The organism is Paraburkholderia phenoliruptrix, assembly GCF_019511605.1.
Lineage (GTDB): Bacteria > Pseudomonadota > Gammaproteobacteria > Burkholderiales > Burkholderiaceae > Paraburkholderia > Paraburkholderia phenoliruptrix_A.
This window is the reverse complement of record NZ_JAEUAV010000001.1, coordinates 202,590-226,264: the sequence shown is the minus strand read 5'-3', so window position 1 is coordinate 226,264 and position 23,675 is coordinate 202,590. Positions and strand designations below refer to the sequence as shown.

The following is a 23,675-nucleotide window of genomic DNA, read 5'->3' as shown; positions in this document are numbered from 1 at the left end:
TGCCTTCAGAGCAAGCCGCCGTTGCTGTTCGCGGCCGCTCGCGTTGCATGCGCGACGGGGCTGCGTGGGCCGTGCGCGCGAGCGGAACAGGGCAGCGTGAAGCAGAACCGCGTGCCAGAGGCGCCCGTGTCCGCCACCCAAATCGCGCCGCCGTGCGCTTCGACAATCGACCTCGAGATGGGCAGCCCCATGCCCATGCCGTCGCTCTTGGTGCTGGAGAGCGGTTGAAAGATCGCATCGGGCTGCAAGGCCTGGATGCCGCCACCGGTATCCACCACCTCGAAGAGCGTCTGCGAGTCGTTATAGCGGCGGGCCCGCACGGTGAGCAGCGGCTCCCGGCCTTCGGCGCTCACGGCGGCAATCGCGTGAATGCCGTTGATCAGGAGGTTGGTCAGCACCTGCTGGAGCTGGATGCGATCCGCGTATGCGGTCACTGCGGGTTCGATCTCCTTTGCCAGCGTGATCGCATGCGCGTTCGCTTCCGACGCGATCAGCAGCATCGAGGAATCCACAATCTCGGCGCAGTCCAGTTGCTCTGCCTCTACCGGCGCGCCCGTCAGAAAGCCGCGCAGACGCCGGCAAATGCCTGCAATGTCGTCGGTCCATCGCGACGCATGGCGGAACGCGGCGAGCGCTTCGGCCACATTGGGCTCCGACCGATCCAGCCAGCGCACCGCCGCGTCCAGTCCCGTGCGTACCGCGCCGAGCGGTTGGCCGATTTCGTGCGTGATGGATGCCACGAGTTGCCCGACCATCGAGACGCGCGCCGTGTGCGCTATCTGCGCGCGCAGCGCCTGCAGCCGGTCGGTGTTTTCCTTGTGCTCGGTGACGTCGAACGCGTAGAAATGCAGGCGCCGGTATTGAGCGATGTCCTTTGGCAGCGAACAGCGCCAGACGATCGGCACTTTTCGGCCGGTCAGAGTGGTGAGAATGCGCTCGCCCTGGCACGACGCGTGACCTTCGAACATCGCGCGCAGTACCTGCGAGTTGCTGAACCGGTTCGCCGGCAGCAACTGGCGCGACCACTCGAAAAAGACTTCCTTCGACGTGGCATCGAAGAGCGCAAGTGTCGCGTCGTTGGCATCGACGAACGCGTGCAGTTCGCGCAGCTTCTGAATCACCTCGGGATGCTCGTCGAGCCAGGCATCGAGATCGTCGACGCCGCTGTTTCTGAGCGAGTCGACCCACGCTTTGATCCCCGACCAGTCTTCGATCAGAATCGGAATAGGCGCATCGCGGAACAGGGCGTCTGTTTCGACAAGCGCCTCGTTCGCAAAATGCGGGGATGCGTCCAGCGGTTTCTGTATCGGCACGGCAATCGCCCTGGTATGTGGCTCGTTCATGCGGCAGGTCCCGATACGGGCGTATGGCAACTTTCCTTGAACAGCGCGGCGGGAAGTCGCGAGAAGAAAGGTGCGGCGATTATACAAAACCAAAACGCCGCGAAAATAGCCTTGGAAGGCTTTTATAGTGCCTCGGCAGCCACATCGCATTCGTTCGCCGCGTCGATTTTCGCAGTGGCTGCATTGCAGCGTCTGCATGTGTCAGCTTGATGAGCAGGTAAATCTCAAAACGCCGTCTCGAGTGCGGCGCGCATAGTGGGATACGCACCGGGCAGTCCGATGCCTCATCAGACTCAAATAGCTGAAATGTCTGGGAGTGGAAAGCTGTCGGCATGCCGCGCCTTGGGCACGCCGCACGCCATGCTCGATGCACCCACGCGGCAGTGCCCGACTAAACCTTCGTATGACCCGGTCACACTATCGGCGGGCGTGAGCTACCGTTTCATGGCTTTGGACAATCTCTTTGTACGGCTGGTTTGGCGCACCGCGTTTCGATACCTTGTCGTCACCGCGCTGCAGGCCCCGCGCGCAACGCTTCACGACTCCAGGTAGCCAGTCATGAATCTCTCGTCACCGAAGCTTTCCGAACCCGCCGCCGCGGCTGCCGATGCCGTGGCACTTGCCGGCTCCCGGCCGGTGTCCAGTCCGATCAGTGCCGAGCGCGTGTGGCGCGATCCCGGCGCGGCCGCCCGTGACGCCGACGCCGACATCGCGCTGTCGCGCTGGACCCGCAATGCGGCGCAACCGCTCGAACTGGTCAATCACGGCTGCTCGCGCTGGCATTGCATCGGCATCAATCTCAAGTGCACCACGCTGACGTTCTCGCATGCCGGGCGCACGCTCGTGCAAGGGCGCGTGACGGCCGGCGCTGCGCAGATCACGGCGCCCGGCGTGGCGTGCCGCGCGGTATTCGACGCGCCGAGCGACGTGCTGCATCTGTTCGCGTCGCAAGCGGTGTTTGCCGAGTGCTACGAAGACCTATTCGGCCATCCGTATGCAGGCGATATCGTGATCGACGACCCGCGCCTCGTCTGCGACCCCGCACTCGAACGGCTCGGCCAGGCGCTTGCCGTGTCGCATACGCAGGACGCCACGCTCGGCAAGGTATTCGCCGACAGCGTGAGCCTTGCGATCGTATCGCGCATCGTCGCGCGGCGCTTCGCACCCGACGAACGCGACGAACGCGACACTCGCAGCGCAGCCGCTCTACCTCCGTGGCGCATGCGTCGCACGGTCGAATACATCGACGCACACCTGGCTGATGCCATCGGCCTCGCCGACATGGCGCAGAGCGCCGGCCTCACGCGCATGCACTTCGCGGCCCAGTTTCGCCGCGCAACCGGACTGCGGCCGCACGAATATCTGATGCGGCGGCGTATCGAGCACGCGCAGCAGTTGTTACTCGATACGCGCCACGGAGTACTCGACGTCGCGCTCAATTGCGGCTTTCGCTCGCAGGCGCACTTCACGGCTGTGTTCAAACGCTTTGTCGGCGAAACCCCTTCCTGCTGGAGGATGAAGGCCCATGTCAATCGATGATCAGATTCCCACGTTCCTCGCGATCAGCGAGGCCTTTCTGCGGGCAGCCGGTAGCGTTTTGCCGGCGAAGCTTGCGTGGCCGGCGGCCGGACCGTCTGAGGATATCCGCATGTCGTGCTGTGGCTTGCGCGCACACGACGCCAACCGGGCGACGCGCACCGGGAGCGACGACACGTTCGCCGCGCCGCGCGTCTGAACGATCCAATCTATCGACACAACGAGGACAGCAATGGACTTTGCGACGAACATGACCCCGGTGGACCCGTGGACGCAGACACTTGCTCTGCTTTCCCAACTGTGCGGCGGCGATGTGCGGCCTGCGGCACGCGAGCGCCAGACGCAGGTCGCTCGCATGGCGATTTCAGCAAGCGCATCGGCAGAGGCGTCACCCGTGCGTGCGCAGCCGGGCAATGCGATGCGCCGCTCGTTCTCGCTCAGCGTATTGGATCGTCCCACTTCGACCTCCGTGACCATCGCATGGCGCGATTCCACGCACTGCTCGTACGGCGACCAGTTGTGGCTGGCCGCCCGCGCACGCAGCAGCGGCATCTGCGCCATGAGCGGGCGCGCGATCCGGCGTGGCGACCTCGTCTACCAGCCGCGGCGCAGCCGACCCAGGCCGCTCAACGACGGCGCAATGATTCTTGCGTCGGTGCTGCGCGAAGTGGAAGCAGACTGAAGGTTGATCGCGCGCAGCGCATCACTCGCCGGCTTGCGCCGCGCCCACCGTCTTCGTCGCCAGGTACGCGACACCGGGCAACGTACGACTTTGTCACGACGCTGATTGCGTCGACGACATTTGGTGGTGCGCATCCAGATGCTTGCTGACAACGCGAAGGCGGCGTTTCATTCAATCAGCACATCGCGGTCCAACGTGCTGTCGTGACGAGGCGTGCGGCACACTCGCGGGCCAGCTCGGCTCCTCGTCCTGTTCTTTCCGATCCGCGTTCGACGTCACTGAGCCCCGGCCCCGTGCGCGTCAGATCCGCACGTCGCGGTGGGTGCACTGGCACTCGGCGTGGGGGCAACCTGCGTTCACTCAGGTCCAGTACTTCGAGTCGCTGACCGAGTGCCGGTAGCCCGGCGCTAAAGGCGATGTGCGATGTGCCGCGCGCGGTCGCAGCGCGTCTTTCGAACTCGTCAGTTGCGTTGCACTCGTCGCGGGCGCGGGTGTCTCAACGCGCGGCGCTCCACGCGTTGACGGTTCGGACGCGTCCGGCGCATCGGTTGCCATGCGCTCCAGCGGCATTTGCATGTCGGTGCCGACACCGCGGACTGCGTCGATAAACGCCGGCAACCCGATGACGTGCGTTACCGCCGCGGCCACGACGGTCAGCGCGACGAGGCGCAGAGGCTTCACGGATCTCAATGCGATGGGCTTCATGACAACACTCCGTGCGAAAGGAACCGCGCGCCGGAAGCAACCGACGCAAACCGGCGCGGGATGACGGCTCAAGAGTTGCCCGCTTGCGTTAGCGGCACGCTTCGGCGAGAAACCAGGCACGCCGCTGCGCTTCGTCTATCCAGTTTTCGAGCAGGCTTGCCGTGGCGACATCACGATGGCTCTCGCACACCTCGTGTGCATCCAGCATGAACGCGGCCAGTTGCAGGTTGTCTTCGCGCAGTTCGTTGAGCATCGCTTGGGCGCGCAGTCCGCTTGCATCGTTGTCCGCGATGCGCTGACGTCGCGCCACGTCGCCGATGGAACGCAGCGTCGTGCCGCCAATCTTGCGCACGCGCTCCGCGATGTCGTCGGCAATCGCGAAGATTTGCGCGCCTTGCTCATCGAGCATCAGGTGGTAGTCGCGGAAATGCGCGCCCAGCATGTGCCAGTGGAAGTTCTTCGTTTTCAGGTAGAGCGCAAACACGTCGGCTAACAGCGGGTTCAGCGCGTCGGAGATTGCGCCGATGGCGCGCTCGTCGAAGCCATACGAGGTGTGTGCGGCGGTGGTGTGACTGACGTTTGACATGGTGAGACTCCTTTTCGATGGGGTGAATGACGGGACCGCGGGCGGCGGCTCGGCAAACGGCGTGGCTGCAATCAGGTAGACGATTAGGTCGACGATCAGGTGGACAATCAGGGCGCTCGCATCCGCCCGCCACCGCATGCAGTTCAAGCTGCGCAACGATCGAGCGAAGTACTGAGCCCTTGCTGACGAAGAGCATGCGAAGCCAGCTTTCGTGGTTTCTGATGATCATTCTCGTCGCGCAGACATCGCTGCGTGATAAGGCGCCAACGGCGCGGGGCGCCTGGTAAAGGGCAAATGACACGTTCATGACCCGATGTTGAGCGTTCGCGTGCCCCGGGGCTTTCGAATTCGCCCGCCGTGCAGCCGATTTGCACGACGGCTGGCGGACCAATGCCGCGATACGCCCCTATACGTACATATGGTTTTCGCGGCGGGGCGTCTTCATTAAGATCGGTTCGACGCAGCAGGCAGTCCCGCCCGCTGTCAGCGTCAATTCGGACGAGGACCCGTCGTTTTGCACATGAATCCGATAGTTTCGATTGTCGACGATGACGAGTCCGTGCGTATCGCAACGTCGAGCCTCGTTCGCTCGCTTGGCTGGGGGGCAAGGCTCTATGCATCCGCGGAGCAGTTCTTCGCAAGCGACGAAATACATGACGTGACCTGCATCATCTCCGACGTGCAGATGCCCGGCATTTCCGGGCTGCAGATGTATTGGCGTCTTCTTGAGAGCGGCGTCAGGCTGCCTGTCGTTTTCATTTCGGCGTTCGCGTCGGATCTGGTTTGCCGACAGGCGCTCGAGACCGGCGCGCTCTGTGTGCTGAGCAAGCCTGTCGACGCGGTCGAGCTTTCGCGTCATCTGGAAACGGTGAAAGCGGGGCGCACTAATTCGTGGCGTTGAACGCGCGGAGATGCCGCTTTTCTGTTTCCTGAGGAGGTATGTAGCGGGATGGCGATGACGCGGAAGCTGGGCCCAGGCAAACTCTGGCTTGAGTGCAGGACCTCGCCGAATGCGGTTGGGTTGCAATAGTTAAATTTTCCCGCTGCGTGCTCAATCGCGCATTCAGTCGCGCATTCAGACGTTGCCCGTTAGCCGGTTCTCGCGATCGACGAGGCCCAATGCGTCGGCCTTCAGCACGAGATCCGCGAGCGACGGCGACTCCATCTTCTTCATCGCCTGGGCGCGGTGCAGTTTCACCGTGATCTCGCTGAGATTCAGTTCAGCAGCGATCTGCTTGTTCAGCATACCGTTCACAACTCTCGTCATGACGGCGCGCTCGCGCGGTGTCAACAGCTCATAGCAGGCGCGCAACACGGCCGTGGAGCGCTCCGCTGCGCGCCGCTTGCGGTCGGCCTCCAGCGCGTGGCCAATCGCATCGATCATGTCCTGAGCCCGGAACGGCTTCGCAAAGAAATCGGTCGCTCCGGCCTTCATGGCCTGCACCGACATGGCAATGTCGCCATGCGCGGTTATCAAGATCACGGGAATGTGCAGCGTGTGCGCAATGTGCCTTTGCACCGCAAGTCCGCTTTGCCCTTTGAGCCTGACGTCGAGCACCACGCAACTGGGTACGTCAGGTAAATCGAGCGCGAGAAACGCCTGTGCCGAGGCAAACAGCCTGACGTTCAAGCCCACCGAGTCCAGCAACGAATGGAGGGCCTGGCGCATCGCGCTGTCGTCATCTATCACGAAGACGGTCGGCTCGTTTGCGCCGCCTGTCACTGCGGTCATAACCCGTATCGTCCATCCCGCCCGAAACGAACGGCGCTTGCGGCCGGCACGCTCGACTTGGCCGCTCTGCGCACCGAAAGAATGGCGTGACGGCCAGAGTCGGCGCGCAACTCGGTGGCGAGTTTGCGCGCGCGACCGGTTGCGCGGCTCGTGGCTGAGGCGGTTTGCGTCATCAGGGCTGCTCCGAGCGGCAGAATTGCGAGCGAGAACACGAGCTTCATGGTCATAGTCCCGGGATTGGAGCGACCTAGTGTGCTCGGTGAAGCCGCCGCGCGCTTCTGTCAAATGACCAGTCTGACGACCTGCGGGCGCTCAAGCAGCCGGGTCCTCGGGTTTGGCCACAATGGAACCCAGCGAAGACCGTGACGTGATGCCGGTTTTCGCAAAAATGTGACGCAGGTGATAGCCCACGGTGCGGTGAGAGAGGTAGAGCCTGACGCCGATCTCCTTGTTCGACAGCCCTTCGGCCGCGAGTTGCGCGATGTGAAGTTCTTGTGGCGTGAGCGTTTGCCACGCGCGCTCCGTGCGCCGTCGGCTTGCTTCGCCCGAGGCGCGCAGCTCCTCCCGTGCACGGTTGCCCCAAGGCGTCGCCCCGAGTGCATCGAAAATATCGCGCGCTTCTCTCAAGGGCGCTCTTGCGTTCGCCGATCTGCGCTGCCGGCGCAGCCATTCGCCGTAAGCGAGCAGTAGCCGCGCTCGCAGGAAAGGCCAGTTTTTGGCGCATGGCCCGAGGCCTTGCAGAAAAAAGCGCTCGGCTTCGGCAGGCGCCGCGAGCAGCGCCTTGCCGTAATTCAGCATGGTTTCGACCCACGGCACGGGCTTCGGCGCCGCGATACGTCCGGCTTCTTCGATCACGCCACGCACGGCCTCCGCGTTGCCCGATAACACGCCGGCTTCCACGTAATCCGCGAGTCCAAAAAACTGAAGACCAGCATTGAAGGCTGGATCCGAAGGCGTAAAAACGCGCCGCAGATGTTCGTACGCCTCCCAATGCCGGCCCGCGCCAATAGCCGATATGCCGCGCGCTACCTGCAACATGGCGAGCAGAAAGCTGGCGCCGATGGAGAGCGCGAGGCGTTCGGCCTGTGCCGCGAAGGCCTCCGATTGCTCGATGTCGCCCTGCATGCCGGCCAGCCGCGCTTTCACAATGGTGGCTGCGGCGATCCACGGCGTGCCGCCCGTCTCCTCGGCGAAGCGGAGGGCTTCTTCGGCCTCTCTCATCGCGCTTGTCCAGCGGCCGACTTCCACCTCGGCCCACGCCTGCGCGAACAGCACGCGCGCGAGGTCGCTGAGCCGCCCCTGTTCCCGCAGCGCGGCGCTTGATTCCGAAAGAAAGCCGACACCAAGGTCGAAGGCACCGATGACATTGGCCGTGCTGCCCAGGATACGCGCGACGGCAGGATCGCCGTGCCGCGCTTCGGAAAGCTGTTGCAGCCGCGCGTGGAGATCGCCGCCCAGACGAAGCGGCTCGACGTAAGCCGATATGGCGATGAGGCGCGGGTCGGTCTGCGGCAGACCGAGCCGGTTTGCGGCGGTCAGCAGCCGCGTGCGTAGTTCTTCGTTTGCGCTGCTCCACCAGCAGCGTTGGGCGGCGCGCCACATGAGATTGCTGGCCAGATCTTTCGCACCGGCCGCGTCCGCCTGAGCCGCGAAGTGGATGAGCGCGGGAATCTTCGCGGGATTGCTGATGGCGGGAGGCTGGATGATCTCGCGGCACCAGCCCACTCGCGCCGACGCAAGCTGATCGCACTCGTTTACGTGGGCCTGACGCAGCAGACGCTCAAGCAGCTCAGGTTGGCCCAGGTCGGCCGCCAGTTCCGCTGCGCGCAAGAGCCGGTCGGTCCGCCCGCTTGCCGTGCTGCTCAAGCGCGCCGCCCTTTCCAGCACCTCGATGGCCATGGCCACGGCGCCTCGACGCAGTGCGCGCGCCGCCATGCGGTCGTAGTCGTCGGCGAGTGCGTCGTCGGTGCCGATGGTAGCTGCCGCGCGATGCCACAGCCGACGATCGAGCTGGTCCTGAATGATCGCCGCGAGCGCCGCGTGAATTTTCTGCCGGGTGGCCGGGTCCGCCGCCTGATGCATGGCGGAGCGCACGAGCGGGTGCCGGAAGCGCACCTCTGTCCCGTCGATCTGGATCAGCCCGGCGGCAATGGCGGGCGACAAGGCATCCAGGCTCGACCGTTCGCCGAGCACCGCTTCGCCGGCCGAGAGGATTTCGTGCAGCGACGTGCCGTCGTTTTCCGCCGCCACGAACAGCAGCGTTCGAGTCGCACCCGGGAGATCCGACAAACGGCTCGAGAAAGCGCGCTCCAGCCGCTCTGTCAGCGGCAGCCACGGCGCGTCCGGCGCCTGCGCGGCGCGCTCGCCACGCGGCAGTTCCAGCAGCGCCAGTGGATTGCCCGCTGCCTCTTTGAGAAAACGGCTGCGTATGTCGGCGGGCAGGTTCGGGGCGCGGCTGTCCAGCAGACGCCCCGCATCAGCGTCATCGAGTCCTGAAAGCCGCAGCCGCAAGGCGGACGTGTCCCCGAAGGAGCGGTTGAAGTCGTCGCGCATGGCGACAAGCAGAACGGCAGAGTCCGCACCCAACCTGCGCGAGACGAACGCCAGCACGTCGTAGGTTTCCTGATCGAGCCACTGTGCGTCGTCCGCGACGAGCAGCACCGCCTCGCTGGTTGCGGTGAGTAACGTCAGCGTTGCGAGAGCCACCAGAAAGATGTCCGGTGGCCCAGCGTCGTCGCAAACACCGAACGCCGTGAGCAAGGCGGACCGCTGGCGCGGCACGAGACTCGCGGCGCGCTTCATAAGCGGGCGCAGCGCGAGTTCGAGCGCCGCGAACGGCAAATGGACTTCGGCTCGAACGCCGGTCATCGTCAGTACTGCAATGCCTCGCTCGGCCGCCCGATGTTTGGCGACTTCGAGAAGAGCGGATTTGCCGATGCCGGGCTCGCCGCTGATGACGAGCGTTGCGCTGCTCTCGTCGATCCGGTCGATCAGATGATTGATCAGCGCAACGTCGTGCTCCCTGCCTTGCAGCACGGGAGGCATTAATTGCTCTATTTCCGTGCACTCGTTCATCGACGGTACGGATGCATTGTCAGTCGGGTTGGTCATCGCACAACTATCGGAGAGGTGTCGGACAGGTGTCGCCGGACGTCGGCCAATCGCTTCTGGCACGCCGTGCCAGGTTTGAGAGAAGGCACTGCTCAGCCCGGTGAACGGCTCATCGTACCGTTATTGGGTAAGAACGACGACAGGCAGTTCGTGGCACCAGTGTTGATCGGCCCGAGCCGTGCGCCTCGTTTCGTGCGATCGCGGCCGCGCATTTGGAACGGTGCTAGCGGCGGTAGTTTACCCGTCCGCAAACTGACCGAAAACCTTCAAGGATGAGGAGTGGTGGCTGCATGGTGCTGTCCGCGTGTCGCGCGGCACCCGTGCCCGTGCCCCTCTCGACATTTATGTGGCAGGTGGGCAGATGGTCGTAGCCATTGCGGTGAATGGTGCATGAGACCTGCGCAAACCAATCGGCCCACGATTCTCAGTGCGGTTCAGAACGGTTTTCAATGCTGTGGGCTCGTCCTTGGAGGACCGTGCGGCGGGGCATCTTGCCCATCGCGCCCATGCCGGATCGTTTGCCGAGTGTAATTGAATCAGCGTGCCTAGAAGCTGCCGACAACACGGACCCACATCGGGTCCGGCTGTCGGCTTCGTGTCGTGACATCGGCGGCACAAACTAACAGTTGACGCTGAAAGCTCCGCAACATTCGCCGATGCAATCGCCGGCATCACCAGCATTGCAAGCGGCCTTTAGCTCGAAACGCTGCCTCAGGGCCTGACGTCGATGCGGCCATACACGCCGCTCGTCGGTGTCGGGCCCGCTGCGAAGAACAGCGTATTGAGCGGCTGGTTCGCAGCGTTGTTACCGAACGAAAGGCCCCAGATGCCCGGCTGTTTGAAGGTGGTGCCGTCGGTATTGGTGAGCGCGCCCTTGAACTCGCCCGAGCCCGGATCGAACGCGTCGATCGTGCCGTCGCCGAAGTTGCCCACCAGCAGTTGGTTGCTCGCGGCACCGAAGTTCGCCGGCGCAATCACGACACCCCAAGGCGAATTCAGCGTAGCCGACGTCGCGATGCGCTTGACGAAGTTGCCCGCGGTATCGAAGGCATCCACTACGCCATTGCCCGCACCGTTCACTTGCGTACGGCCGTCGGGACCGAGCAGCGCGTAGGTCACATACACGGTGTTGCCGATAGCCGCAATGCCGAACGGCGAGAAGCCGGCGGGAAGAGTTGGATCGACGAACTTGCCGGGAAGCTGGATCTTGTTGAACGACTTGTCGAACACGTCCACTTTGCGGTTGTGGAAGTCCGTTGCAAACAGCAGATTGGCGCCGGCGTTCGAACCAATCGCGAGACCCTTGTAGACGGCGCCGCCCGCACCGTCGTCGAATGCATTGACCGCCTGTGTCGGCAAGACTTTCGGCGACCATGCCGCGATCGTACCCGCGTCGGTTGCCCACAAGAACACCGCGTTGGACACGGCTTGACCATTGGCGCTGATCTGGAAGTCCGTGGTCTTGTTAAAGACAATGCCGGTTGGCCCGGCCGCCTTGCCCGCGGCGTTGGGCGGGAGCGTCACCACCAGCGGCTGCACCACGCCGTTGCCGTCATAAAGCGTCGACTTTTTCGTGTTGTTGTCCGACACCCACATTACACCAGTGGGATTGAACGCTATGCCCCAGCCGTTCTTCAGGTTCGGATCGACATTGGCCGCGTTGGCGCTGCCATCGGATACGAGAGTCGTAGCCTTGAATTGCGGGGCGATCGTCGGCGTCTGATTGGCGCTGTTGTCGCTACTGCCGCAAGCGGCGAGCGCGACAGCGGTGAGGCCGAGTAGTCCAGCAAGCACTGCGTCTCTATGCAGCTTCATTTTGGATTCCTATGAATGGTTTGGTTGGTACTAACCTGGTCGTCCACACCGGACGGTCCACGCGGTTGTGCATGCGACGACAGGCGGGCAGCGGCCGCCGATTCGACGGCAAATGCCGCGAATCGTTGAATCGTCCCTACCGAGAACGTGCGATGACGTACATTATTCCGTCGCGCCGGTGCGAAATTTTTCGAGCGTTTTTCGCTGCATTCAGCGTGAGGTGGAATAGCAGTGCGGTATCGGCTGTTATGGGTGGGCGGCCATGATCGACCGGAAAAGCGGACGGCAGCCGCGCTTTCTCCACACTTACGGTGACTGTCATGCTCAATTCACTTATTTCTCGCCGCCGTCTGATTGCAGCCGGGTCGCTGGCTTCTATCGGTGCCGGTCTCTCGCGCTTTGCTTTCGGCGACACGCGGCAAGAATCGTCCACGCGCTCGGCAAGCGCTGAAAAGCCAACGCTTTCTGTCGTTCCCGCCTATCTCGGGGCTTCTCCGCAGACACTGCCGCCGTTGCCCTATGCACAGGATGCTCTTGAGCCGACCATTTCGTCACGTACGATTGGCATTCACTACGGCAAACATCACCGTGCGTACTTTGACAATCTGCACAAACTGCTGGCCGGCACGCCGCTGGAGCAGGCCACGCTTGAACAGATCATCATGCAGTCACACGATCAACCCGCGCTTGCCGACGTATTCAACAACGCTGCGCAGGCGTGGAATCACAACTTCTACTGGAACTCATTGAGCCCGGCGTCTGCGGCGACAGCGCCCAGCGCGAAGCTTCAGGCAGCGATAGAACGCAAGTTCGGTTCTGTCGAAGCGCTTTCAAAAGCGCTGGTGGCCACGTCGGCGTCGCAATTCGGCAGCGGCTGGGGCTGGTTGGTCGTGGATCGCGGCGAACTCGCGGTAGTCAAGACGAGCAATGCAGAAACGCCGTTCACGCGCGGTCTTGCGCCGCTGCTTACCGTCGACGTGTGGGAGCATGCGTACTATCTGGACTATCAGAATCGGCGTCCTGACTATCTGGTGGCGGCCGTCTCGCATCATTTGAACTGGGCGTTCGCATCGGCTAACCTGGAGCGCGTTTGACCGTGCGTGCGGTCCTCGCGAGTGCTTAACCGTTCATTCAAGGCCCAAAATGTCGACGAAATACCTACAGTCAACTGCCATGGTCGCCCTTACCGTGAGCGTCCTGGCACTGGGCGCTTGCGCGCTCGCGCCGGCCGCTCCTGCGGCGGCGTCGATCGATCCGCCGCAGGGTCAACCCATCATGACGCTGACCGCCTCGGGCATACAGATCTATTCATGCGAGTTCGATGCGCAGCATCGGCTCGGATGGGTGTTTCAGAGTCCGCAAGCCACACTGTTCGACCGCAGCGGTCATGCGGCGGTCCGTCATGCGGCGGGGCCGTCGTGGGAAGCGGAAGACGGCAGCCGGATCGTCGGACGTGTGCTAAGCCAGCGCCCCAGCGACAACCAGGCGAGCGTGCCGCAACTGTTGCTTCAGACGCATTCCACTGCGGGCAGCGGCGTGCTGTCGGCGGTGCGGTATGTACAGCGAATTCATACCGTTGGAGGCGTGATGCCGGCGGGAGCATGCACTACTCAAGGACAGGTCGGCAGTTCGCCGTATCTCGCGGATTACGTGTTCTATCAGTAGTGGTGCCGCTTCTCAGCGCGCGGCCGGTGGGCGTTCAGGTAGCCGCGCTGCTCACTCGCGCATCACGGCCTCAATCATTCGCGATGATTGCGGCCTCCTTATGCATCCGGCAGCGTAACCGTCACGATGGTCGAACCTCGCAGACGATCGGCGAGATCGACATGAACGGGGCGCTCGCCCCACCAGCGCGCGAGCCCCCTCTGCAAGCGGTGTCCAATCACGACGATATCCGGCGGCGAAGAGGCCGCGTGGCGGAAAATGGCATCCGCCTTGCACCCGACTGACAGATATCCATGCGCCGTCACCCCGTGCTGTATCAATTCGTCTACCGCGGTGGACAGCGTGCGGCGACCGAGCTCTTCAAGATACGCGTAAGCAAGCTCGCTGAGCATGCCTGCACACGTCGCGTTTGCACTGTCCGGATCGACGACCGACACGACATCTACATGTGCCTTCAATGCGAGCGAGAGCTGCTTGCAGCGGCTGAGCGCAGCTTGCGATTCGGCCGTTCCATCGTACAGGAGCAGCATATGCGAAAGGGTCGTCATGATCTGGTGGTGGCAAGGCAGAAGTAGCCGACACGGGGCCGTAGTTCAAAGCAAAGGGTCAATGCGTTGTTGCGCGCGACAATGCGATTCGCCCTACAGCGTGGCCGGTGCATCCTGCACAACACGTGGGCGGCGCGGGTTATAACTGACCGGGCTATCGCGAGCGGACAGAGGTGATTGCATCGCACAGTCGTCGGCACCTTAAGTGCGAATCCGAAGCTCCTGCACGCCGCGCAGGTTATTTCGCGCATGCCATCTCAACTGGTCCAGCTGTGTCGGTTGCATGTACGGAAAGCGGGCGAGCAGACTGCCTATCGCCACTTCCAGTTCGAGCAATGCGAGCCGTGCGCCGAGACAATGATGAATGCCGGCACCAAACGAGAGCGAGGGCACGTTGGCGCCGCGAGCAAAGTCGAGTCGATCCGGGTGAGAAAAGACCGAGGGGTCGCGATTAGCCGCGCCGATCAGCATGAAAACTATGCTTCCGGCTGGCAGCGTGACGTCTTTCACGACCACTTCTTCGAAGGCCGTGCGTACCACCATTTGCACAGCGCCGTCGTAGCGCATGCATTCGGCGACAGCCTTTGGAACCAGTGTGCTATCGCGCTTGAGCATTTCCAGTTGCGGCGGATGGCGGAATAACGCGACCATCGCATTGCCGATCATGTTCGACGTGGTCTCGTGACCGGCAATGAACAGCAGGATTACGTTCGAGACGATCTCGTCGTCGGTCAGTTTCGTGCCTTCGTCTTCCACACTCGCGAGCGACGAGATGATGTCGTCGCCGGGATCCGCGCGCCGCTGTTCGACCACATCGAGGAAGTACCGCTCCAGTGTGAGCGCTGCTTCATTTGCCGCGCCGAGCGCTGCTTCGTCGAGCGGAGCGAGGTCGAACGCGGCCACGAGACGGCTCGCAGCTTCGCCCAGTTCAGTGCCGTGCGAAGACGGGATGGCGAGGAGACGACAGATAATCTCGACCGGCAACGGCAGCGCGTATTCGCTCACCAGATCGAATTCGGCCTTTGAACCGATACGGTCGAGAAGGGCGCCGCTGGTTGCCTCGACAATATCTTTCAGCTTTTCGATTTGCCTTGCGTTGAAGGCCTTCATAAGAAGCGTGCGAAGCTTCGTATGAGATGGCGGGTTCATCATCAGGAACGTGCGGCTGAGCGCCTGGAACACCGGGTAGTGCGTCGCGGCATCGCCATAACGTGCACGCACGCTTTGCAGATAGCTCTTGCCCATGCGCCGGTCGCGCAGCAGCGCGTCGATTATTTCAAAGCGGCCCGTGACGAGCGCGGAAGGGCCCGCGGTGAGCAGCGGCCCTGCTTCGCGCACCTTTTCATAGAGGGGATAAGGGTCGGCGAAAAAAGCAGGTGACGAGAAGGTGGCAAAATTCATCTTGTAGGGGTTCCGGGAATGCGATTGACGGCCCGTTAAGCCGGTTGCAACTGAGAACAGCCGACGAGCCGCTTTATTCCGATCCCATCCGATCCGCCTGCCATCGCGGTGGCCACACTTGCTGCTCCACACAGTCGTCTCGCCACGGTTATTGCGTGGCAGATTGTTGTGGCGTCATCTAGTCTCTCGCTTCGCGTTTGCCGATATGCAAAATGACTACGGTTTTATGAAAGACCTCTTCGTCATATTCGCCAGAAACGAACTGAAGACACTGGAGGAAAGCCTCAAGCGATAGAGCGTCTAATCCGGCTTTATTGTTTTTCTTTCAGATTTGCAAGGCGCATGTTCTCTCGCCGGCTCAGCCTGCCTATGCGACGACGGCGCGCAATTTCGTCCTATTTCGCGCATCTTCCTCGCGCAAGCGTTTGCGCGGTAGCGCACGTGCGCGTCTTGACAGGCGCTGCGGGGATGCCCGCTCTGCAAGGATTCGTAGGTTCGTTGCATTGATCTGTTGGTTATCCCGCTCCCATCGTATTCCGGTCTGTTTTAGGCTGGCATTGCAATGTCAGTGTTTAACCTTAAAGGACCGCTCAAATGAATCTACAAAACCATCACGCCTGCCGCCCGTTCCTCGAAGCCGGCAATCTGTCGCAAATCTCGGCCTATTACGAAGAAGGCCGCAATGTCATGTGGATGATGCTGCGCGCGCAGCCGCGTCCCTGTTTCAACCTCGATCTGGTCCACGACATTCTCGGGCTCGCCCAGGCGGCGCGCGAGTCGGGGCTGCCAATCGACTTCTGGGTGACGGGTTCGCTGATCCCGAACATCTACAACGTGGGCGGCGACCTGAATTTCTTCGCCGACGCAATCCGCTCCGGCAAGCGCCAGGCGCTCATGGCTTACGCGCGCGCCTGCGTCGACTGCGTGCACGCAGCGGCGCGCGGCTTCGATACCGGCGCGATTTCCATTGCGATGGTGGAGGGCACGGCGCTCGGCGGCGGCTTCGAGGCGGCGCTCGCGCATCATTTTCTGCTGGCTCAGTCGGACGCGCGGATGGGCTTTCCCGAGATCGCGTTCAATCTGTTTCCCGGTATGGGCGGCTATTCGCTCGTGGCACGCAAGGCGGGCATGCGCCTCGCCGAGGAACTGATCGGCGCGGGCGAATCGCATACCGCGGAGTGGCATAGAGAAAAGGGTCTCGTCGATCAACTGTTCGAGCCCGGCGACGCCTATGTGGCGACCCGCACTTTCATCGACACGCTCAAGCCGAAAATGAACGGCATTCGCGCGATGCTGCGGGCACGCCAGCGCGTGCTGCAACTGCCGCGCGCGGAACTGATGGAGATTACCGAGGACTGGGTGGACGCCGCCTTCATGATAGAAGAGAAAGATCTCGCCTTTATGGAGCGGCTCGTGATGCTGCAAAACCGCCGCACTTCCAACCTGCGGCAGACGGCTGCGAGCGCAGCCAATTTCGGCTGAATCATGCCGGCGCGGCCAGCGCGCGGGGTGCCGCTCGCAAGCTCAGGCGATCAGCCTGAGCTTCTGCCGGTCCTGCAGCCAGCGCTCGAAATCCGCGGCGGGCATAGGGTGCGCGTACAGATAACCCTGCACGTATTCGACATCCAGCCCCTTCATGAACGCCTCTTCGGACTCCGTTTCGATACCTTCGGCGACTACCTTGAAACCCAGTTCCTGCGCGACCACGACCATCGAGCGCACCAGCGCTTGCGCTTTGGAGTCGGTGTTGATGGAACGCACGAAACTGCGATCGAGCTTGATTACGTCAAGCGGAATGCGGCCCAATTGCGAGAGCGACGAATAGCCGGTCCCGAAGTCGTCCAGATGCACCTGCGCGCCGATCTGGCGAAACTGCTTGATGAGGTCGATTGCGGCGGCTTCGTCCTCGATCAGACAGCTCTCGGTCAGTTCCACATCGACAAGACAGGGGTCGAGTCTCGCCTCGGCAAGCGCTTCGGTGAAATGCCGGACCACGGCCGTGTCCACCAGTTGCCGCGCCGACACATTGATCGCAATACGGAGGTTGTAACCGTCGGCTTTCCATTTGGCGGCCTGTTTGGCGGCCGTTTGCATGACCCAGCGGCCGAGCACGCCGATCAGACCTGATTCTTCGGCATAACGAATGAACTCGGCCGGCATGATCTGCCCGCGTTCCGGCGAATTCCAGCGTACCAGCGCTTCCACGCCTTGCACCGCGCCGGTCGAAAGCAGCAGCTTCGGCTGATAGTGCAGCGTCAGCTGGCCTTCTTCGAGCCCGCGCCGCAGGTTCGTGTCGAGCCACATGTACTCGGCAACCTTGCGGTTCATTTCCGGCGAGAACACGCGGTGCGTGCGCTTGCCTGCGTCTTTCGCGACGTACATTGCGGTATCGGCCGAGCGGATCAGCGACTCGAGATTGTCGCCGTGTTCCGGATAACGCGCGATGCCGATCGAGCAGCCCGTATACACCTCGACAAGCCCGAGGCTGAAGGGCGTACGCATGCGCTCGAGTATGCGCTGCGCGGTGGCTTCCAGTTCCTGCGCCGTGCCCTTGGCCGCGAGCACGATGAACTCGTCGCCGCCGAGCCGCGCGAGCGTGTCGCCTTCGTTCAGGCACGCGCCGATTGCCGCGGACACGTCGCGAATCAGACGGTCGCCGAACACATGGCCGTAGTGGTCGTTGACCTTCTTGAAGTTGTCCAGATCGAGAAACAGCACGCCGACCGATTCGCCGGTAGCGGCTTCTTCTATCGCGCTGCGGATCTTGTCCTGAATCGCATTGCGATTGGCGAGTCCGGTAAGCGAATCCGTGTTCGCAAGCTGCGTGAGACGCTCCTGCGCGAGGCGTTCCTCGGTGATGTCGGTGCCCGAGCAGATCAGGTATTGCTCGTCCACGCCGCTGCCGCTTTGCACGAACTTGTTGCGAAACAGAAAGAGCCGTTCGCCCTGCAGCGTTTTCACGCGCCGTTCCACTTCATACGACACGCCGCGATTGAAGAAGCCCGTAATGTTCTGGCTCGACGCGGCGCCGTCTTCGGAGGACATGAAAAGCGCCCATACATTGCGCCCGACAATGTTCTCTTCCTTCACGCCGGTGAGTTCTTCTGCGAGCCGGTTAAAGCGCTGGATACGCCCGTGCCGGTCGACGATCACCACGACCGAATTGACTTCGGACACCACCTGTTCCGCGAACGACAGACCGTGCATCAGATCGCGCGCGACAGATTCGGTGTCGTCATAAGCGGAGGCGGTGCCGGCCCAGTTGCTGCTGTTGATCTTTCTGCCCACCAGATGCAGCCGCAGCGGCTCGCCGAACATTCGCACGTCGAGAACCAGGTGCGACGTGATACCCGTGAGGCAGCGGATCTGCGCTGCCTGCTGGGGATTCAGCGGAATGGCCACGTTGGCTGGCACGTCGCCCGTGACTGGCGTCAGTTCGAGCGCATTGCTGTCGCTCGACAGACGCCAGCAAGGGCTGCTTGTGCCGAACTGCGCATAAAGCACCTGCTCGTGTTGGTCGTCATTCATGGGATCCCCGGGCGGTGTGCCGTTTCGGCCCTGACGGCGGATAGCGGCAGACAGTCTTCATCATACTTAAAGACGGGCTCATTGTAGCGAAGCCACTGAAATTCGGGACATAAACGTGAATGACGCGGCTCGCGCGGCGCACGCCTTAATCGGTAAAAGAGGCACTCCGAACGATGTCGGATGAGGCATTCTCTACACGCCGCGCGTACTGCGCAGATCGCGTCTAGAACCGGCGCGTGAGAAAACTGCGCGCGCGCTCGCGTTCGAGCGGGTCGGCCTCGACGGACGCGTCGAACCAGAATGCACCCGCCGCGAGTGTGGCGACGACAATGCCGTCGCGATACAGCACGCGGTTGCCGGCCACCGCCGGCACGCGTTCGCCCACCAGCAGCGTGCCGGCGAGATTCAACGGATCGGTGCCGGCGACGCACACAAAAGCACTATCGTTCGCATGTCTGCGTACTTCGCGCAGCAAGGGTATTGCTTCGGGCAATGCGAACTGCTCGCCGGCCAGTCCGTTGACGAAGCGTCCGCCGCGAATCACGCCGCGCGCTTCGAGCCGCTGATACACCCGCAGCAGATCGCGCCACGGCGGCAGCCAGTCGGCTTCGCGCGCAAGCAGCCGCCAGAACACGACGCCGTAGCGCCGCAGCAACGTCATCGCGACATGTTCGAGAATCTCGGGCGGCAACTGGCGGGGCGTTTGTGCGGGCCGCTGCGTGTCTTTTGCCACGTCGCCGGATTGCGCGCTTGCGGCCATCGAGCCGCGTCGGTTCACGAGCGCCCAGCGCCCGGCGTCGTCCATTCCGCCGATCAGCGCCGTCGAGCGCGCGCGGCGGCTACCCGCGTACGCATTGCGTTTGGCGGCCGGCTTGAGCAGTGCGCGCAGGCCCGCGAAACTGTCCGAGTTCACGAGACCGGCCGCCACCAGTTCACCCAGGGCGTTGTCCAGTTCGATACGCAGTATGCGAAGTTCGTGCAGCAGTTCGTCGAAGAACATCGCGCCGTGTTCGGCCAGCGCGTCGTGAACCGATTGCGCGCGCGCAGAGAGTTCGGGCTGACGCGCCGGATCGATCAGCGCGCTCCACACGCGCACCTGGGCGCGCGGCAACAGGACGATTGGGGTGCCGCGCACAGGAGCCGCGGCGCTGCGCGAACGTTCGGTCAGACGCGTCCAGACAATCTTGCCCGCCCGGCATAGTTCGTCGAGCGAATTATTCGAATAGGCCTTCACGCGCGCGGGCAGGATGTCTTCCTCCCAGGCGCTGGCCGCGGCTTCGAAGCCTTCCAGCTGTTGCAGCACGGCCGCAAGCGCGTCGCGGCCTTCGCTGCGCGTGTCCGGCGTCAGGTGCTGCCACTCGAACAGAAAGCGCATGAAGTCGTGGCGTTCCACCGGTTCGATCTCGCGGCGCAGGCGCTTGACGGTATAGCGGTGAATCCGCGCCAGCAGGTGCCGCTCGCACCATTCGTCGTCGGTGGTTTGCGCAGTGAAACGGCCGCGCATCACGTAGCCTTCCGCTTCGAGGCGCACAAGCGCTTCGTCCACGGCTGTCTGCGGTAGCCTCAACGCGTCTGCAATCGCGCTGGCCGGCAACGGGCCGAAGCCTGTCAGCCGCGCGCGGAGCACATCGAGCAGCGCGTCCTCTGCGCTCCATTCGTTCGTGTAGCCCTTCGGCGCGGCGAGCGGCGGCGCAAAGCGCGCGCCGTTCGTGTCCGGATACAGTGCGGCGAAGCAGGTCAGGCGCTCGACGGGCAGCCACAGCGCCGCATCGGCCGCAATGGCGAGGCGCGTCGCGCGGCCCGATTGCGCAAGCGCGGCGAGCCATTCCAGCCAACCCCCGTTGTCGCGCGCCTCGGCTTCGGTCACGCACGCGAGGCCCGTGAGCGCCTCGTGCATTTCGTCGACACTGCGTGCCTGCGGCCACGCTTCGTCGCGCACGCTGGCAATCGCGTCGGGGTCGAGCGCACCGAGGTCGTCGGCGCTTGACGGATCGCTCCAGCGGCGGTTCAGCACCGCCTGCGTACGGCGCTCTTCAATCGGCGCGTCGTCGAGATAAGCGTAGGGCTTCGCGTTGAGGATTTCGGCGGCGAGCGGCGAGGGCGCCGGCAGATCGCGCGCGACGAGTCGTACGTCACCGCTTTCGATACGGCGCAGCAGCGCGAGCCAGCGTTCGCTGTCCATCGCGTCGTGCAGGCAGTCGTCGACGGTCTGATCGACCAGCGGGTGACGCGGCAGTTCGCGCTCGCCGACCACGTTCTCCAGACACGCGGCCTGCTCGGGGAACACGCTCGTCAGCAGATCCTCGCTGCGCATGCGCTGCAATTGCGGTGCCGTTTTGCGCCCGCCGGTATAGCGCGGCAGGCCGAGCGCGGTGGTCGCGTTCCAGCGCCAGCGCACGCCGAACAGCGGCGCGTCGAGCAGCGCCTGGATCAGCAGCCGTTCGGCGCTCGCGGAATGCAGATAGCGCCACACTTCGTCGAGCACGAACGAGTGGCTGCCGGTCAGCGACAGCACGATTGCATCCTCGGTGGCGGCCGCTTGCAGTTCGAAGTTGAACTGACGGCAAAAGCGCTTGCGCAGCGCGAGGCCCCACGCGCGGTTCACGCGACTGCCGAACGGAGCGTGAATGACGAGCTGCGTGCCGCCGGATTCGTCGAAAAAACGCTCCATGACGAGCGTGTCCTGCGTCGGCAGCACGCCGAGCGCCGCGCGGGCGCGCGCAAGATACTCGACGATCTGACGCGCCGCGGCTTCGTCGAGCCCGAGTTCGGCGACGAGCCAGTCGATCGCGCGTTCGAGACGCGCGGGCAGGGCGGCGGGAAGCGGGGAGTTGTCCGGACTGGCTGGATCGGCGCCGTGGGCAGCACCGGCCGCATTGCCGAGATCGCCGCTATCACCATCCAGCAACCGCCCGATTTGCGCCCGCAGCCGCGCCACCCCGAACGACAACTCGTCGCTTCGGCCCGGCGCCTCGCCGAGCCAGAACGGGATGTTGGGCGGCTGGCCCTGTGCATCCTCCACACGCACCCGGCCGCTTTCGATCCGCAGAATGCGGTACGACGCGTTGCCGAGCTGGAACACGTCGCCCGCGAGACTTTCCACCGCGAAGTCTTCGTTGACGGTGCCAATGTTGATCGCCTGAGGCTCGAGCACGACCGCGTAGTCGGCGTTCTCGGGAATCGTGCCGCCTGAGGTGACCGCTACCAGCTTGCCGCCGCGCCGGCCGCGCAGCGTGCCGCTCACCACATCGCGATGGATATAGGCGGCGCGCGGGCCGTTGCGGCTCGTGTAGCCTTCGGCGAGCATGCGCAGCACGGCGTCGTATTGCTCGCGCGCGAGCTCCGCGTAGGGCGCCGCGCGGCGCACCAGCTCGAACAGCGCGTCTTCGCTCCACTCGGCGCAGGACACCTCCGCAACGATCTGTTGCGCGAGCACGTCGAGCGGCGCGCGCGGAATGCGCAGCGCGTCGAGTTCGCCACGCCGCACGCAATCGAGCAGCGCCGCGCATTCGATCAGGTCGTCGCGCGAAGTGGGAAAGAGCCGGCCTTTCGGCATGCCGCCGACATGGTGGCCCGAACGCCCGACGCGTTGCAGGAACGGCGCGATCGCGCGCGGCGAACCCATCTGGCAGACCAGATCGACGTCGCCGATATCAATGCCGAGTTCAAGCGACGCAGTGGCGATCAGCACCCGCAGTTCGCCGCGCTTGAGCCGCTGCTCCGCGTCGAAACGATGCTCGCGCGCAAGGCTGCCGTGATGCGCGGCGACGGCTTCCTTGCCGAGCCGCTCCGTCAGATGTCGCGCGCCGCGTTCGGCCATGCGGCGTGTGTTGACGAAAACGAGTGTCGTGCGATGCAGCGCGACCAGTTCCGCCAGCCGGTCGTAGACGCGCTCCCACACTTCGTTCGGCATGACGGCTTCAAGCGGCACCGGCGGAATTTCGAGCGCGAGGTCGCGCGCGCGGATGTGGCCCACGTCGACAATCGCGCAGTCGGCCGCAATTTCGCTGTCGACGCTCGCGCCTCCTACGAGAAATCGTGCAACCGCGCTCACCGGTTTTTGCGTCGCGGACAGGCCGATGCGGGGCAGACGCCGCCCGCACAACGCGTCGAGCCGCTCCAGGCTGAGCACGAGATGGCTGCCGCGCTTGCTGCCGGCAAGCGCATGAATTTCGTCGACGATCACCGTGCGCACCGTGGCCAGCATGCGCCGGCCAGAGTCCGAGCCGAGCAGCACGTACAGCGATTCGGGCGTGGTGACGAGAATATGCGGCGCGCGCTTTTTGAGCGCGTTGCGCTCCTGCTGCGTGGTGTCGCCAGTGCGAACGGCCGTGCGGATGTCGAGCGGCGGCAGCCCGCGCGCCGCGAGTTCCGCGGCGATGCCTTGCAGCGGCACCTGCAGATTGAGCCGGATGTCGTTGGACAGCGCCTTGAGCGGCGACACATAGACCACCAGCGTTTCGTCGGGCAAGGCGCCATTGCTGGCGAGACCTTGCTGGACCAGATCGTCGAGTGCCGACAGAAACGCGGTGAGCGTTTTACCGGAACCCGTGGGCGCGGCGACGAGCGTCGAGCGCCCCTGACGGATGGACGGCCATGCGGCGGTTTGGGCGTCGGTGGGCGCGGGGAAAGTGTTCAGGAACCAGCCGGCCACGGCGGGGTGGAAGTTCGCCAGGGCGGCGTGCGAGTTCTGCGCGGCGGGCAGAGCAGGCACGGCTGGCGTATCGGGCACGGCGGTCGTGGCAGGCACGGTGGGTGTGGCGGGCACGGCGGGCGTGGCAGGCACGGCGGGTGTGGCGGGTGTAGCCGGCACGGCGAGCGAGGCGGTTGTGGCAGGTGCATTAGGCACGGCGGCCGTGGCAGGACCGGCGGCAGCAGCAGGCCCAACTGCAGGCGTGGCGGCAGCGGCGGGTGTATTCGGCGTGGCAGACGGGCCGCGCACGGCGGCGCTGTCCGTCCCCGAGTCCGGGGCGGGGCAGGCGGCGGATGCGGTCCTGGCGGCGGTTGAAGTCATGGGAGCTTA

The 23,675-nt window shown here is 63.8% G+C and carries 17 protein-coding genes; 7 read left to right on the top strand and 10 right to left on the bottom strand.

Going from position 1 to position 23,675, the window contains the following annotated elements; all coding sequences use genetic code 11:
• Window positions 1-5 precede the first annotated feature (5 nt).
• Window positions 6-1,343, bottom strand: coding sequence for a PAS domain-containing sensor histidine kinase (locus JNB89_RS00950; RefSeq protein WP_220360905.1), 1,338 nt, complete (start codon window positions 1,341-1,343; stop codon window positions 6-8).
• 558 nt (window positions 1,344-1,901) lie between these two features.
• On the opposite strand from JNB89_RS00950, the gene JNB89_RS00945 reads away from it, so the two are divergent.
• From JNB89_RS00945 to JNB89_RS00935, 3 genes are read left to right on the top strand one after another with little or no spacing between them, the layout of a single operon-like run.
• Complete coding sequence (locus JNB89_RS00945; protein WP_220360904.1) at window positions 1,902-2,882, top strand: helix-turn-helix domain-containing protein; 981 nt, start codon at window positions 1,902-1,904, stop codon at window positions 2,880-2,882.
• Window positions 2,869-3,078 (top strand): hypothetical protein, encoded by a 210-nt coding sequence (locus JNB89_RS00940; RefSeq protein ID WP_220360903.1) that lies wholly within the window; start codon window positions 2,869-2,871, stop codon window positions 3,076-3,078. Before JNB89_RS00945 ends, JNB89_RS00940 begins: the two co-directional genes overlap by 14 nt.
• A 33-nt stretch (window positions 3,079-3,111) precedes the next feature.
• The gene (locus JNB89_RS00935) at window positions 3,112-3,561 is read left to right on the top strand and encodes a DUF3331 domain-containing protein (RefSeq protein ID WP_220360902.1); all 450 of its coding nucleotides are present in this window, start codon (window positions 3,112-3,114) and stop codon (window positions 3,559-3,561) included.
• Window positions 3,562-3,921: 360 nt separating this feature from the next.
• On the opposite strand, the gene JNB89_RS00930 is transcribed toward JNB89_RS00935, so the two are convergent.
• Window positions 3,922-4,266, bottom strand: a complete 345-nt coding sequence (locus JNB89_RS00930; RefSeq protein WP_220360901.1) for a hypothetical protein — start codon at window positions 4,264-4,266, stop codon at window positions 3,922-3,924.
• An 88-nt stretch (window positions 4,267-4,354) separates the two neighbouring features.
• A complete protein-coding gene (locus tag JNB89_RS00925; RefSeq protein ID WP_220360900.1) occupies window positions 4,355-4,852 on the bottom strand; it encodes a Dps family protein in 498 nt (165 codons plus the stop codon).
• Window positions 4,853-5,366: 514 nt separating this feature from the next.
• On the opposite strand from JNB89_RS00925, the gene JNB89_RS00920 reads away from it, so the two are divergent.
• A complete protein-coding gene (locus tag JNB89_RS00920; RefSeq protein ID WP_220360899.1) occupies window positions 5,367-5,753 on the top strand; it encodes a response regulator transcription factor in 387 nt (128 codons plus the stop codon).
• 174 nt (window positions 5,754-5,927) lie between these two features.
• Here JNB89_RS00920 and JNB89_RS00915 read toward each other — a convergent pair whose 3' ends face one another.
• The 3 genes from JNB89_RS00915 to JNB89_RS00905 all read right to left on the bottom strand — a co-directional run bounded on the left by JNB89_RS00915 (window position 5,928) and on the right by JNB89_RS00905 (window position 11,510).
• Window positions 5,928-6,584 (bottom strand): response regulator transcription factor, encoded by a 657-nt coding sequence (locus JNB89_RS00915; RefSeq protein WP_220360898.1) that lies wholly within the window; start codon window positions 6,582-6,584, stop codon window positions 5,928-5,930.
• 312 nt (window positions 6,585-6,896) lie between these two features.
• On the bottom strand, window positions 6,897-9,695 hold the full coding sequence (locus JNB89_RS00910) for an ATP-binding protein (protein ID WP_220360897.1): 2,799 nt from the start codon (window positions 9,693-9,695) through the stop codon (window positions 6,897-6,899).
• A gap of 711 nt (window positions 9,696-10,406) precedes the next feature.
• Window positions 10,407-11,510, bottom strand: coding sequence for a TIGR03118 family protein (locus JNB89_RS00905; RefSeq protein ID WP_220360896.1), 1,104 nt, complete (start codon window positions 11,508-11,510; stop codon window positions 10,407-10,409).
• A gap of 503 nt (window positions 11,511-12,013) precedes the next feature.
• Between JNB89_RS00905 and JNB89_RS00900 the strand changes: the two genes are divergently transcribed.
• Entirely contained in the window at window positions 12,014-12,604 is a 591-nt protein-coding gene (locus tag JNB89_RS00900) for a superoxide dismutase (protein ID WP_220361252.1), read from the top strand.
• Between the two features lie 49 nt (window positions 12,605-12,653).
• Complete coding sequence (locus JNB89_RS00895; protein ID WP_220360895.1) at window positions 12,654-13,175, top strand: DUF3455 domain-containing protein; 522 nt, start codon at window positions 12,654-12,656, stop codon at window positions 13,173-13,175.
• 98 nt (window positions 13,176-13,273) lie between these two features.
• On the opposite strand, the gene JNB89_RS00890 is transcribed toward JNB89_RS00895, so the two are convergent.
• Both JNB89_RS00890 and JNB89_RS00885 read right to left on the bottom strand, forming a co-directional pair.
• A complete protein-coding gene (locus JNB89_RS00890) occupies window positions 13,274-13,723 on the bottom strand; it encodes a universal stress protein (RefSeq protein WP_135892027.1) in 450 nt (149 codons plus the stop codon).
• 201 nt (window positions 13,724-13,924) lie between these two features.
• The gene (locus tag JNB89_RS00885; RefSeq protein ID WP_220360894.1) at window positions 13,925-15,124 is read right to left on the bottom strand and encodes a cytochrome P450; all 1,200 of its coding nucleotides are present in this window, start codon (window positions 15,122-15,124) and stop codon (window positions 13,925-13,927) included.
• Between the two features lie 594 nt (window positions 15,125-15,718).
• On the opposite strand from JNB89_RS00885, the gene JNB89_RS00880 reads away from it, so the two are divergent.
• Window positions 15,719-16,606: a crotonase/enoyl-CoA hydratase family protein gene (locus JNB89_RS00880; RefSeq protein ID WP_013341275.1), complete on the top strand. Its 888-nt coding sequence runs from the start codon at window positions 15,719-15,721 to the stop codon at window positions 16,604-16,606.
• A gap of 42 nt (window positions 16,607-16,648) precedes the next feature.
• Here JNB89_RS00880 and pdeR read toward each other — a convergent pair whose 3' ends face one another.
• Both pdeR and JNB89_RS00870 read right to left on the bottom strand, forming a co-directional pair.
• Window positions 16,649-18,652 (bottom strand): cyclic di-GMP phosphodiesterase, encoded by a 2,004-nt coding sequence (gene pdeR / locus JNB89_RS00875; protein WP_220360893.1) that lies wholly within the window; start codon window positions 18,650-18,652, stop codon window positions 16,649-16,651.
• A gap of 223 nt (window positions 18,653-18,875) precedes the next feature.
• Entirely contained in the window at window positions 18,876-23,666 is a 4,791-nt protein-coding gene (locus JNB89_RS00870) for a DEAD/DEAH box helicase (RefSeq protein WP_223216663.1), read from the bottom strand.
• Window positions 23,667-23,675: the final 9 nt, after the last annotated feature.